The organism is Limosilactobacillus coleohominis, from assembly GCF_016901675.1.
Taxonomy (GTDB): domain Bacteria; phylum Bacillota; class Bacilli; order Lactobacillales; family Lactobacillaceae; genus Limosilactobacillus; species Limosilactobacillus intestinavium.
On record NZ_JACJKU010000045.1, the window covers coordinates 1 to 14,203 of the forward strand.

At 41.7% G+C, this 14,203-nt stretch carries 12 protein-coding genes; 4 read left to right on the forward strand and 8 right to left on the reverse strand.

The features are described 5' to 3' along the window. From H5975_RS05270 to H5975_RS05305, 8 genes are all read right to left on the reverse strand, one after another. Window positions 1-762, reverse strand: a 762-nt coding sequence (locus H5975_RS05270; protein WP_204785176.1) for a TatD family hydrolase, incomplete at its 3' end; no start/stop codon positions are given. A gap of 22 nt (window positions 763-784) precedes the next feature. Continuing rightward, the gene (gene metG / locus H5975_RS05275) at window positions 785-2,809 is read right to left on the reverse strand and encodes a methionine--tRNA ligase (protein ID WP_204785177.1); all 2,025 of its coding nucleotides are present in this window, start codon (window positions 2,807-2,809) and stop codon (window positions 785-787) included. 93 nt (window positions 2,810-2,902) lie between these two features. Next, entirely contained in the window at window positions 2,903-3,754 is an 852-nt protein-coding gene (locus H5975_RS05280; RefSeq protein ID WP_204785178.1) for a DUF72 domain-containing protein, read from the reverse strand. Between the two features lie 425 nt (window positions 3,755-4,179). Next, a complete protein-coding gene (locus tag H5975_RS05285) occupies window positions 4,180-5,367 on the reverse strand; it encodes an MFS transporter (protein WP_204785179.1) in 1,188 nt (395 codons plus the stop codon). Between the two features lie 147 nt (window positions 5,368-5,514). Beyond that, window positions 5,515-6,213: an NAD-dependent protein deacylase gene (locus H5975_RS05290; RefSeq protein ID WP_204785180.1), complete on the reverse strand. Its 699-nt coding sequence runs from the start codon at window positions 6,211-6,213 to the stop codon at window positions 5,515-5,517. Window positions 6,214-6,217: 4 nt separating this feature from the next. Then, on the reverse strand, window positions 6,218-7,186 hold the full coding sequence (locus H5975_RS05295; RefSeq protein WP_204785181.1) for an IpaB/EvcA family protein: 969 nt from the start codon (window positions 7,184-7,186) through the stop codon (window positions 6,218-6,220). Further along, a complete protein-coding gene (locus H5975_RS05300; protein WP_204785182.1) occupies window positions 7,170-8,441 on the reverse strand; it encodes a hydroxymethylglutaryl-CoA reductase, degradative in 1,272 nt (423 codons plus the stop codon). The genes H5975_RS05295 and H5975_RS05300 overlap by 17 nt, the downstream gene beginning before the upstream one ends. Continuing rightward, complete coding sequence (locus tag H5975_RS05305) at window positions 8,434-9,378, reverse strand: Ppx/GppA family phosphatase (RefSeq protein ID WP_204785183.1); 945 nt, start codon at window positions 9,376-9,378, stop codon at window positions 8,434-8,436. Before H5975_RS05305 ends, H5975_RS05300 begins: the two co-directional genes overlap by 8 nt. A 180-nt stretch (window positions 9,379-9,558) precedes the next feature. Between H5975_RS05305 and helD the strand changes: the two genes are divergently transcribed. The 4 genes from helD to asd all read left to right on the forward strand — a co-directional run bounded on the left by helD (window position 9,559) and on the right by asd (window position 14,037). Further along, window positions 9,559-11,880, forward strand: a complete 2,322-nt coding sequence (gene helD / locus H5975_RS05310) for an RNA polymerase recycling motor HelD (protein ID WP_204785187.1) — start codon at window positions 9,559-9,561, stop codon at window positions 11,878-11,880. 35 nt (window positions 11,881-11,915) lie between these two features. Then, entirely contained in the window at window positions 11,916-12,200 is a 285-nt protein-coding gene (locus H5975_RS05315; RefSeq protein WP_204785184.1) for an ArsR/SmtB family transcription factor, read from the forward strand. A gap of 98 nt (window positions 12,201-12,298) precedes the next feature. Then, entirely contained in the window at window positions 12,299-12,862 is a 564-nt protein-coding gene (locus tag H5975_RS05320; protein ID WP_204785185.1) for a cadmium resistance transporter, read from the forward strand. Between the two features lie 80 nt (window positions 12,863-12,942). Then, a complete protein-coding gene (gene asd, locus H5975_RS05325; protein ID WP_204785186.1) occupies window positions 12,943-14,037 on the forward strand; it encodes an aspartate-semialdehyde dehydrogenase in 1,095 nt (364 codons plus the stop codon). Window positions 14,038-14,203: the final 166 nt, after the last annotated feature.

Genomic DNA, 14,203 nt, shown 5'->3' on the forward strand with positions numbered 1-14,203 from the left:
CTTCCAACTTGCTTCAGCAACTGTTTGCGGTCGCTCATTCAGCAATTTTGCTAATGCTAATACTGTAAAGTACGTGAAAGCCGGCTCGTTTTGCTTGCCACGGTATGGCATTGGAGTAAGGTATGGCGCATCAGTCTCCACCATCAGATGATCAAGTGGTGTTATCCAAGCTGCTTCATGAACATCTTCAGCCTTATGAAAACTGACAACTCCACTGTAAGAGAGATCCATCCCCAGGTCGAGAAATTTTTGTGCCCATTCTGCATCACCAGCAAAGCTATGCATGACACCACCAAAATCACTGACGTGCGCATTTTTCAAAATATCATACGTGTCTGCTAACGCTTCTCGGCAATGAATTGCCACTGGTAAATTAAACTGCCGCGCTAACTCTAATTGTTCTTCAAAAACCCGTTGTTGAACATCCCGTGGTGAAGTATCCCAATGGTAGTCCAATCCAATTTCTCCAATTCCGACAACTTCAGGATCCGTTAATTGCTGTTTCAAGCGTTGACGAGCTTCGTCATCATAATTTTTGGCATCTTCTGGATGCCACCCCACAATGGCATGTAACCCTGAATAGTCATGCGCTAATTGAATTGCGCGGTCATTTAAAACCTGATTGGAGCCAACCATATTCATCTCAACTACTCCGTAATGACGTGCCCGGGCAATATATGCTGGCACATCACTAAAAAAGCAGTCATCATTGAGATGAGTATGCGAGTCATAAATCTTTAGGGGAATCACTTGCTCAACCATGATACTGCTCCTTTATTCTGTTTTAACCAATTTCTGAACCAGGAACCATGTCATCAGGCAAAATTAATAGTTTAACGTCACCATCATGTTCTGCTGATAATAACATTCCTTGGCTCAGTTCACCACGCATCTTCCGTGGCTTCAAGTTAGCAACAAAAGCTACTTTCTTACCAACTAATTTCTCTGGTTCTGGGTACCATTGCGCAATTCCTGATAGAATTTGGCGTCCCTCTGGGGTCCCATCATCAATTTGGAACTTCAGTAACTTATCAGCACCTTCGACATGGCTAGCATCTTTAATCGCACCAACTTGAAGTGCAACCTTATCAAATGCTTCAATTCGAATTTGCTTCTTGCCACTAGTTTGCTCTTGTTCTTTCTTTTGAGCAGCCTGCTTAGCTTGTTCCATTACTTTCCGTCCCTTTTGCTTTGTATTAGCTGTCATCTGTGACTTCAAGAACTTCACTTCTTCTTCAACGTCACGGCGTGGGAAGATTGGTGTTCCCTTTTTAACAACAGTAGCACTAGCAGGGAAATCATTAAAGGAAAGGTTTTGCAGTTCAATTTGCTCGTCATTCAATCCTAACTGATAAAGAATTGCTTTTGGAGCATCAGGCATTGCAGGTTGCAACAGTGCTGCAATGAACCGTAATGATTTTGCTAAGTGGGTCATCACATCAGAAAGTTCAGCTTGCTTGCTATCATCCTTCGCTAATACCCATGGTTCTGTTTCATCGATGTACTTGTTTGCTCTAGAAATCAGTTTCCAGACGCTTGCTAATGCTTCTGCAAAGTGACACTGGTCCATTAAATCAGAATATTCACCTAAAACGTCAGCAGCAGTTTGTTCTAAGTCCGCATCAAAAGCTGTCGTAGCGTCATTTTCACCCTTCAATACACCATCTTGATACTTGTTAACCATTGCAACAGTCCGGTTTAGTAAATTACCAAGGTCGTTTGCAAGATCAAAGTTCAACTTATCAACAAAGTCTTCTGGGCTGAAGACCCCATCGTTGCCAAATGGCATTGCCCGTAACAGGTAGTAACGAGTTGCGTCTAATCCATAACGTTCTACTAACGTTTGTGGGTAAATAACGTTTCCCTTTGATTTAGACATTTTTCCGTCTTTCATGGTTAACCAACCGTGACCAATGACATGCTTAGGAAGTGGTAATCCTAATGCGTGCAACATAATTGGCCAGTAAATGGTGTGGAAACGAACAATTTCCTTACCAACCATATGTACGTCCGCAGGCCAGTACTTTTTGAAGAGACTATCGTCATCAGATCCGTACCCCAATGCAGTAATGTAGTTCGATAATGCATCAATCCACACATAAACAACATGTTTAGGATCATTAGGAACTTTGACTCCCCAATTAAAGGAGGTCCGGGTAACGGCAAGGTCTTCTAGTCCTGGTTTCAGGAAGTTATTAACCATTTCATTCATCCGCGTATGTGGTTCGATGAAGTCAGGGTGTTCCTTATAATAGTTCATCAACCAATCAGCATACTTGCTCATTCTAAAGAAGTAAGACTCTTCTTCTACCAATTGAACTTCATGGCCAGAAGGTGCTTTCCCACCAATAACTTTGCCGTTATCATCACGGTATACTTCCGCCAGTTGGCTTTCGGTAAAGTATTCTTCGTCATCAACGGAGTACCATCCGGTGTATTTGCCTTTGTAAATATCGTCTTGATCAACAAACTTTTGGAAAATCTTTTGAACAGCCTTTTCGTGGTAGTCATCAGTTGTCCGAATGAACTTATCGTTAGTAATATCTAGCGTCTTCCAAAGGTCTTTAATGCCGGCAGCCATTTCATCAACATATTCTTGTGGCTTTTTACCGAGCTTTTCCGCCTTTTGTTCAATCTTTAAGCCGTGTTCATCGGTACCAGTTAGGTAGAACACGTCATAACCCATCAAACGTTTGAAACGTGCTTCCGCATCACAAGCAATCGTTGTGTAGGAATTTCCAATATGCAATTTACCAGATGGATAGTAAATTGGTGTGGTAATGTAATAAGTTGGTTTGGCCTCAGCCATCCTGGATTCCTTCTTTCTCATGTGGTAATTAAAAATAGTATAGCAAAGAACGCCCGAAAATTCGATTGTTCCTCGTGAATTATTAAGATGAAATTAAAAGAGATCTAATTGTTCTGGATCCCTTGGCACGAGTCCTGAAAAATGAACCCCCATAATTTGCTGTAATGTCAGGGCATTTGGCGCAGCATCCCCACCGGAATTATTATTAAAAATTACACAAACCTCTTGCGGTTGTGGCGTTAACTGTTGGATCCGCTGATTGAGCCGTTTTAACTGTTCTTCTGAATAACGGTATAACGTTCGCTTCTTACGCCATTCTTTTCCAGGGTGATTCCACCCTTCTGTGTTGCGACCGTGCAGGCGAATCAGAACTAATTCTGGGTTAGTTGTTGCCAGATAAAAAGGGATTGATGCCTGGATCTGGTTAGCTTCATCCGCTGCCACTAATGTAAATTTTAAATCTCGACAGTAACCAACTAGTGAATCAATCACCGCAGGTTGGTACCAGCTTTTGTTGCGTAATTCAATTGCGACCGGCAGGTTTCCCATTAAGCGACGAACTTTCATTAAGTATTCAATGTTAGAGACTGTCGCATCAAACTGTGGCGGAAATTGAAACAACACAGTCTTTAATTGGTCAGTGGCCACCATTGGTCTAATAACCTGTTTGAAGCGTTCAAACATTTCTGGCAAAGTTACGCCTTCAGGCAAAACTGCCCGTGGGTGTTTAGTCATCGCTTGATGGGCCTTCACTATAAATTGGAATCCTGGTCCCACCTCATTAATCCACTGTTGAACGGTTTTTAATTGCGGTAAAGCATAAAAGAATGTGTCCACTTCCACCGCGGGCAAATGTTGAGCATATTCACGAAGTTTAACGGGACGTTGTTCGTGAATCAACGCTGGGTGTTCTATCCAGGTTGTCAATGCAATCGTTCTTTTCATATTGTCATCTCTTTTCTAAAATAAGAAAACTCCGCTTTTTCCTCATAAAAACGATTTTTATTAAAAAAATGCTAAGTGTATATTCATATAATTATTCACAAATATGTTGTATAAAATCATCTCAAATGTATCAATAATGATTAATTTTACAAGTCATTGTATATCTTTGATTATTCAATTTTCATCATTTTTTCATAGTACCACAAACCCCTTTAAAACGGCATTTAAACGTGTTATCTTTACAGTGCAAAGAAAGGGGACGAGATTTATGTTTAAGCATTTATTACATCAAAGTCACACCAGCCAAAATGTAACAAAGGACGGACGTAAGGATCGTCTGCCACGGATTTGGAAAGTTGCTGGAAAGACAATTGATTTTAGTTAACTATCAAAAAGGTCGGGCATTTCGAATGCTCGACCTCTTTTTATGCTGTCTTCATTTCGTGACTAACCCCGAACGTGATCAAGAACGATACTAGCATGAACCCAGCCACTACCAAGTATGGCGCTTGATAATTCATGTCCAATAGTGCACCTGATAATAGCGGCCCAATAATGTTTCCTACACTCGTCAGCGACATATTAATCCCATTTAGTAATCCTTGATTATCCTCGCTCATTTTAGTCAGCAACGTGGTAATTGCCGGTCGGAGCATATCGAACCCTTCATACACAATCAAAGTGGCTACGAAAAGTTGCCAGTGTGAATGATCATAAATCACAATTAATGTCCCAATAACGCTAATGAAAAAGCTCCAACGGATGATCTTAACTTCTCCAAACCAGATTACCAAACGATCAAATAAGAATACTTGCAAGATCAACGATAAGACACCATTAACCGTTAACACTGCGGCAATAGTCCCTAGGTTAAAATGGTGAACCTGGTTAACATATAGGCTATAAATACTCTCAAAACCAGCCAAACCGAATGCTGATACCAAAATCATAATGAAAAGTACCATCAATGCTGGGGTCATCATCTTTTTGACTTGGACCCAACTGCTGTCAGCTAATTCTTCTTCGGGATGTTCTGTAGTACTCTGGATGACTTCTTGACTATCAGCCGGTAACGCAAATACGGCTATTAACGCACTAACAATCCCTAAAACGCCGGCAACCCAAAAAGGCATTTTATAACTGATGTTGGCCAACAAACCACCTAAACCTGGTCCCAACATCAAACCACCGCTAAAGGCTGCCGAAAGCCAACCAATCACCTTAGCACGTTGTTGACGGGTAGTAATATCCGCTGCAAGTGCCATCGATATTGGTACAAACATTGCAGCAGAGAGACCATCTACTGCTCGTGAAAGATCAAAGAGCCATAATTTGCTGGTGGCCGCAAACACAAATTCTGCGAGTGAAAATACAACTAGTCCCCAAACTAGCATCGGTTTTCTACCCATTTTGTCTGACATGCGACCCACAATGGGTGATGCGATGAACTGTACTAACGCAAACAGTGATGACATCATCCCCATATCAAAAGCTGAAAAATGATATTCATTTCGAATAAATGGCATTACGGGGAAAATAAGACTCATACCAAGGCAAATTAAGAACTCACAAAATAAGATAACTCCAATCGTATACTTAACTTGTTTTGTCATTGGTTATCCTCCTCTTCATGTCCAGCAAGCAACAATAGGGGCCTAGCGTTCGGTTCACCGAGCGTTAGGCCCATTATTGTGCTGTTTCTATTTGATGATTGTGGTTGGACAGCAGTCCAAGCCACTAATATTCGTTCCAGTCTATCATTAAACCGTTAAATTAGCAAAGTATTTTGTGGCATCTTCTTGAATCATCTTAAAATCAACTGGTAATGATAACTGTTGTTGATTAATTGCCAATACCTTGGCAGCCGGATTAGCATATTGTAATAATCCAGCAAAGGGATAGACCTTCATTGAAGTGCCTACAATTACGACTAAATCCGCATTTGCCATTGCATTTAACGACTGTGAAATTGCTGTTTGAGAAATTCCTTCATCATACAGCACAATATCGGGACGCAAATTACCGCCATCTTTAGCGTGAATCCGGCTCTTTAAGTAATCTGCCACTGGAACTGATTCATGGCATTTCTCACAGTAAACGTTATAAAGATTGCCATGAAAATCAATTAAGTGCTTTGTTCCTGCCTCTTCATACAGATTATCAATATTTTGAGTAATTACTGTGGCACGATCATGTTTGGTCAATGCAGCCTGCTTTTCGTGAATAATATTGGGTTTGGCATCAGGAAAGTAAAGGTTATTCTTACAATATTCATAAAATCCTTCTGGATCAGAAGCAAAATAACGGTGACTTAAGTAGTACTCGGCATTCTGGTTCTTAGTGTATAGCCCGTTTGCCGACCGAAAATCAGGGATTCCCGATGCTGTTGAAACACCTGCACCCGTCAAGAAAACAATGTGTTGGGCATTATCAAACAATGCCTGTTCTGCAACTGCCATCTGATCACTTCCTTACGATAAATGGCACATCTAATTTCTTTAATAAATCTTCAACTGGTTCATCGTACATTGCAACAAATTGCTTTGCACGATCCTTGCCACTTGGCCCATGCATAGTAAACGAATTCTGGTGATCATTCCGACGCAAGCCAATGTAAACATCATCATGACCTTGGCGATCTTTCATATCAGAATGGAAAATCTCAAATACTTGTCGTACCTTCAGACGTAACTGACGAGCACTTAGCACAGGTGAAACAGTGGTAAATTCGTTGTTATGCAATGCTGGCAAGCCCCAATCCAACAATTGTTCATCAAACAAACGATACAATTTCACAATTTGGCGACGCATCTCAAATGGGGAATCAATGTCTCGTTCCGCAATCTTATCATACATCTTCTGAGCGGCCGCAAATGCTACTGGATAGTCCGCGGATAATTGGTCCCGAACAGTATCCAAATGGTCCCCATAAAAGACGATCGCATCAAGCAGGGTTAACAGGCGCAATGTTCGCTCATCATCCGCCTCACCAGTTTCCTTGGTGATGGTACTTTGAATGCCCTTCAAATACTCCGCTTCAATTTGATCATCAATCAAACCATGTTTCCGCTGTTCAGCAACCACTACCCGGTGCATGGCAACATCATAAAGGTCGGTTGACATAATCATCATCTGTTCGTCTAGTTGCTGATCACCCAATGATAGTTGGAAAAAGATTTGAGGAAAACCACGCAGTAACATTAAGAGGTGCAATAACTCATGAGAGGCAGTGTAATTAGGAGCGGTCATATCGGTAACCGTGATTACCAGTCCCCCTGGCAACGTCGTCTGCTTGGCTTGATCATGACGTACATAACCAACCGGTTCCTTATCTTGGTCAAATTGAACAAAAATAGTCCCTTCAGGATACAACTCATTCACTGCATCTAAGAGGCTTTGAGCTTCATGATTAAGTTTAAACTTTTCCGGCATTACGTTCTTCCTTTCTTAATTGAGCTAATAATTGTGTTGCCACTGCTGTGTTCACTTGTGGTGCTGTTTCCAGTTGTGCCACTAATGGTGCCACTTCGCTATCAGTGGCGCCAACACTAAGTGCTAATGAACGATACTGCAATTTCATATGTCCAGCCTGAATACCGCTAGTTGCTAAAGCACGCAGCGCTGCTAAGTTCTGTGCTAAGCCAACGCTCACTGCCACTGCGCTTAATTCTTGGGCACTGTGGATTTGACTAATTTGGTAATTAATTTGTGATTGACGAGTCAGCTTTATTGACCCGCCAACAACACCGCTGGTCATTGGTAATTCAATTGTTCCATGAAGTCCACTATCAACTTGATGCCACTGGCTGAGTCCACGGTAATGACCATCCCTTGATGCATAGGCATGTGCACCAGCTTCTATCGAACGCCAATCATTACCGCTACCAATAATAACGGCATCAATTCCATTCATAATACCCTTGTTATGGGTCACAGCTCTGAATGTATCAACTTGTGCCAACGTACTCAACTCACTAATCCGTTTAGCGACCGTGGAGCCCGTCATCGTCCGCGTTGCTAACTGATCATCGCTCACAAAGCACTCCGCCTTTTGAACTGCATCTAATGCGTAATTACTTAAAATAGCAGCTAATACATGCCATCCTTGCTGTTGACAATACCGTCCTACCGCCTCAGCCATAGTATTGACAGTGTTAGCACCCATTGCTTGATCCACATCTACTAATACATCTAAATTCATAAAACTGCCGCTCTGCCGAACACGAATCTTTTTCGCTCCAGCTCCCCGTTTTTGCATTGACGGGTGGGCATTATTAGCGACTGTGAGCAACGTTTTTTCATGCTCATTGCACCATTTAGTGAAAGCGTTGGGATCATCTACGTCCGTCACTACCACTTGTCCCGTGACTATTCGTGATTGCACAGGAGCTTTAAAACCGCCGCTCTTGCTAATCCTTTTGGCACCATTGCATGCCGCAGCAACCACTGAAGGTTCCTCAGTAACCATCGGCAGAACATATTGACGACCATTAACTTGCAGATCAACAACTAATCCCTCAGGGATGGTGTAGTCCATGATGTAATTTTCAATGAATTCATTATGAACCTTGCTACTATATTCACTGATATATTCATCTTGCTGGGGTGTGAGTTGGCAATGATCGCTAACTAATTGTTGGCGTTGACTGAGCGTTTTCTTATATAGATCTTTTGTCCAATCACTCATCGGAGTTCTCCCCTTGAAGGCCCCGTTTCTTAATATACTCGGTGATGATTCCTTCACGAACACCACTTTCCGAGAAGATCACCCGGCCATCGCTATTACGTTGCAATAGACAAATTAACGGAAGCATCCCACCAATCATAATATCGGCGCGGTCACTTTCAAGTCCTGGAATCTTTTTACGCTGTGCTAAATTTTTGCTTAATAGTTCCCGGTACGTTGCATAAACCACTCGTGAAGTTAGTCGGTAGCCATGAATCCCGTGATGCTTGGAATGGCGACGGGTTTTACTCATCCTTGCTAACGTCCGACTAGCACCACCAAGTAAGACAATTGGCACCCGGTTTGCGTACCTTAACCAAGGAATTTTGTTATAACGTTGGGTAACCATCGTTTGGGCGCGAAATAATTCCGCTGCCCGGACAAAGCCGCCGAGGTGAAACTGTTCTGAGATATTAACTGCCCCGAATGGCAATGAAATCATATCCCGTGCTTTTCTGTGCTGAACTAATACTAATTCACAACTGGCGCCACCAACATCCAAAATCAAGCAATGATCTAATTTTAGTGTCCGGACAACTCCTAAATAATCGTAGTATGCTTCTTGCCGTCCCGACAGCACTCGTAATTTAATTCCCGTTTCTTGCCTAACACGCTCTAAAAACTCTTTTTGATTTTTGGCTTGTCGAACCGCGGCCGTAGTAATGGCCACTACCTGGACGTGCTGATAATGGTCGTAAATCTTTTTAAACCGTTTCAAGGCCGCAATGGTATGGTTCATCGCTTTAGGCTGGAGAATTTTCTCCGCGCCCATTCCTTCAGAGAGCCGTGTATTTTCTTTCACGCGTTTAATTTCGTGAAAAGTGCCGTTGTTATTAATACGAGTGATCGCTAATCTGGCAGAATTGGAACCCAGGTCAACAATCGCGAGGTTTTCCACGACCCATCACCTTCTTTTTTTTATTTTTTTGTCGAAATTATACCCTTTTAATGGTAACATGATATCCCTTTACTAACATTATTAAAGTTAACCATTTTCAAAAAAATTCCGTTAGTCATCAAGTTACTGACTAGCGTGCTAAAATAAGTTGAATAAATTATGCCAACGGGAGGGAAAATGATGGTTGCAAGTCAAGAAAAAGCAATTGAACAGGCCCGTGTAGACCAGGTCATTGATGCGATTGACCAACAAATTGAACAAGCAAAAGAAGCGATTGCTGAAGCCCATCGAGAAACTCGTGCGGTTGAAAAAAACTACGGCGAAAACGCCTCAATTAACCGTTATGAAGTCGACGATATCGCCGAATCAAGATCGGCCCTGGAACAGCAACGTCAACTGGTCGCCCGTGCTACTGAAAATGAAGATATTTTAAAACGGCAATTAGCTACTTTACAAGAGCTAAGGAAATCACCATACTTTGGTCGCATTCAAATTAAAGAACCAGAGTCAAACGAAATCGAAACCCTTTATATTGGGGTGGCCTCGTTGATGAACAGCGATAAGAACGATTTCTTAGTTTATGATTGGCGTGCCCCCATTTCGAGTGTCTACTATAACGGAACCTTGGGCCCCGTGACTTATCAAACACCATCTGGTCCCCGGACTGTTGAGTTAGTTCAAAAGCGACAGTTTACAATTGAAAATGGCCGAATCACTAACATGTTTGATACTAACGAAACCGTTGGTGATGAAATGCTGCAGGCTGCTTTAGGACAGCAGAATGACCAATTCATGCAAAACATTGTTGCAACCATTCAACAAGAACAAAATGATATTATTCGCAACACAAGCAGTGATCTACTGATTGTGCAAGGGGTTGCCGGCAGTGGAAAAACTTCAACGATGTTGCAGCGGATCGCTTACCTGCTGTACCACTCTAAAGAATCATTGAACGCTGATCAAATTGTCCTCTTTTCTCCCAACTTACTTTTTAGTCAGTATATTTCTGAAGTTCTGCCTAGCTTGGGGGAACGTAATATGCGTCAAGTGACCCTAGCCGGCTTCCTAAAGCGTCGTTTTGAAGGCTTGAATGTTGAAACAATCTTTGATCGGTATGAAGAAGGTACTGATGATCAAGTTCAACCAACCCAAAAGTTTTTAGAATCTGCAAAAGCAATGCAATCCGTTCGTGACTACGTTGAAACAATCAAACATGGACAGCATTCACTTGTTTTCACAGATATTAACTTTGGTGATCGGGTGTTCTTTTCTGCGGATCATATTCAGGACATTTTCAACGGACAACCGGCAGCACTATCGATTGCTGACCGCCTGGTGCGCACTAAGAATCACTTAATTCGAGAACTTCAAAAACGCTCACGGATTGAAGCCAAGAAGGACTGGATTCAAAAAGCTTTGAATGAGTTAGATACACAAGCCATCCACCGGTTAATGGGACGCCATTCAATCGATGATTTTGCAGATGAACAAGCCCAAGCTCGCTACCTCTCTCGACGATTAGCGCACAACCGTTTACGAATTGTGGCAGATGCTATCTATAACAATTACTTTTTGGACCACTACAGCCAATATGCTCAGTTTTTAAAGCAGATCAACTGGCCGAAGGAAATCAATGAGAATGCCCAAACACAATTAATTCATGATTATCAACGCGGACTCGAATTTCACCAACTTCACTTTATGCACACTGCTCCTTTGATGTATCTGCGTGACCTCATTACTGGCAGCGGTGAGAATAACGATTTTCAATATATCTTCATTGATGAAATGCAGGATTACCCTACTGCAATGTTGATCTACTTACACCATACTTTCCCTAACGCACGGTTTACCATTCTTGGGGACAGTGAGCAGGCACTCTTTTACCCGCTTCAACTACCAGAAAACCTCTTGAGAACTCTAGCACAGGACTTGCAGGCTAAAAAGCCTCGTCTCATCACCCTCCGACAAAGTTATCGCTCCACAACTGAGATTACTAATTTTGCTAAAGCACTGCTCCCTGATGGTGACCAAATTCATGCATTTACCCGTCATGGTGAATCACCAGTATTAAAAATGTGCTACCAGCAAACTGAATGGGAACGACAGCTCCAAGAAACAGTTAACCAACAATTGACTAAGTACCCAACCGTTGCAATTCTCACTAAGGATCAAGAACAGGCTCAGCAGGTTTACCATGCTCTATACCGCCACGTTAACCACTTACACCGACTAACCAGTAAAGATGTTCAATTGTCACATGAAGGAGTTGTCATCTTGCCAACCTATCTGGCCAAAGGATTGGAGTTCGATTCAGTTGTTTTAGCAGATGTTAGTCAAAAAACAATGGGCCCTGCTGCAACTGGTTTACTATACACAATGGCAACGCGAGCAATGCACAACTTAACACTGATTAGTAACGGGCCAATCGCCGATGCCTTTACTGACCAAGCTACTAAACAATTAATTATTCACCGCCAATTATCAGAAGAGGAGCGATAATCATCGATAATCAACAAATTCAATTTGCAGAAAAGATGTTTAAACTATTAAGCAATGAAAAACGAATTCGCATTCTTTACTTACTGGAAAACCACACTTTAAACGTCAGTGAAATCAGTGAACAATTAGGTCTTCCTCAACCATCAGTTTCCCATCAGTTAGCACTACTTCGGGAGTATCAACTAGTTCAATATCACCGTGATGGTAAACAAATTTTCTATACACTGGATGACCCGCACATCATCGAAGTGGTGAATGACATGTTAGCGCACGTTCAACATATTTTGAAGCATCGTGATCACTGGAATCATCAAATTTAACTAACGACACCGGGAAAATATTAATTTCCGGTGTTGTTTTTTATGAACATATGTCATATATTGAATATGTCATATGATTTGTAAAGGAGTCTTATCTAATGAATTGGCTTGTCATTACGACAACTTTTTTAGCTGTTAACCTTGATTTTTTTGTTATTCTACTTTTTCTGTGCCAGCGTTTTCCGACTCGTCAAGTCTTAGCGGGCTATCTACTGGGATTATTAATCTTAATTTCAGCAGCTTTTATAATTGGGCAGGCCCTTCTCCAGTTTTTTCCCGAATGGTTACTTGGAGCCTTGGGGATTATCCCAATTTGGACAGTACTGCATGATAACGATGAGGATTTACAAGAATTCCATCACCATTCACCGATTGTAACGGTATTGATTACCTACCTCTCTGTCTGTGCAGGTTGTAATCTTTCATTATTTTTACCCGTCCTCGCCAACCAAACATGGTCTACATTTGGTTTGATCTTAGCCTACATTGCCGGACTAACAATCCTGATCGTTTACTTAATTGCTTATTTTGGTCACATGAAACCAGTCCAAACGATCATTAATCGGTGGGGAGAACCATTGATGAAGTTTTGCTACATTGGTATTGGAATTTACGTTTTCTTTGATAGCGGGCTGGTGAACCATTTAATTCGTTTATTTTGAGCTAATGGTCTTGTAATCTAGCTGGAACCGGTTTATGATTAAATTTCAATGAGAACGATTAATATTGGAGGTCGTTAATTATGGATCAAAAGTTAAAAGTCGGCGTCATTGGCGCTACTGGAATGGTTGGCCAACGTTTTGTTACATTGTTAGCCAATCACCCATGGTTTGAAGTATCAGTGGTTGCAGCAAGTAAACATAGTGCTGGACAAAAATACGGTGACGCCGTTAAGGATCGCTGGAAGTTAGGTGACACACCAATTCCAGACGGAGTTAAAGACCTCACAATTGTGGATGCCGAAGATGTTGATAAGGTTGCTTCTCAAGTTGACTTTGTCTTCTCAGCAGTCCACATGTCAAAGGACGAAATTCGTAAACTAGAAGAAGAATATGCTAAGCATGAAACTCCTGTTGTTTCGAATAACAGTGCTCATCGTTGGACTCAGGATGTACCAATGGTTATTCCAGAAATCAACCCTGATCATACGGACATTATTAAGTACCAACGTCAACGGTTGGGAACTGAACGTGGCTTTGTGGCTGTTAAGCCTAACTGTTCCATTCAAAGTTATACTCCAGCACTAGCTGCATGGAAGCAGTTTGAGCCTACTCAAGCATTAGCATGTACTTACCAAGCAATTTCTGGTGCCGGTAAAACTCTTGAAACTGCTCCTGAAATTGTCGGTAATGTCATTCCATATATTCCAGGCGAAGAAGCTAAGTCTGAAGACGAACCATTAAAGATTTTTGGCCACGTTGATGATGAACAAAAGGAAATTGTTAAGGCTGATGGTCCAGTCATCACCAGTCAATGTTTACGGGTTCCCGTATTATACGGTCACACCGTTGCATCATTTGTTAACTTCAAGCAAAAGCCATCCAAGGAAGACTTAATCCAAGCTCTGGAAGATTATAGTGGTGTTCCACAAAAATTGGAACTGCCAAGTGCTCCTAAGCAATTCATTCAATACTTAGATGATGACTTCCGTCCACAAGTTCGCTACGATGTTAACTTTGAAAATGGTATGGGTATTTCCATTGGTCGGTTGCGTCCAGATAAGATTTTTGACTGGAAGTTTATCGGATTGTCCCACAACACCGCTCGTGGTGCTGCTGGTGGTGCAATTGAATTTGCTGAACTATTGAAGGCACAAGGCTACATTCAAGCTAAGTAATCTGGTTATTTCAAAAAAGAATTCGAGTACTCTCAAGTGCTCGAATTCTTTTTTATTAGGCAGATTGCAAGAAATAACTTGAACGAATTTAATGACGTAAATTAAGCAGGAAGATCTCGATTGGTGTGCGCCAGTTAAGACATTTAAGTGGCCGGGAATTCAGATA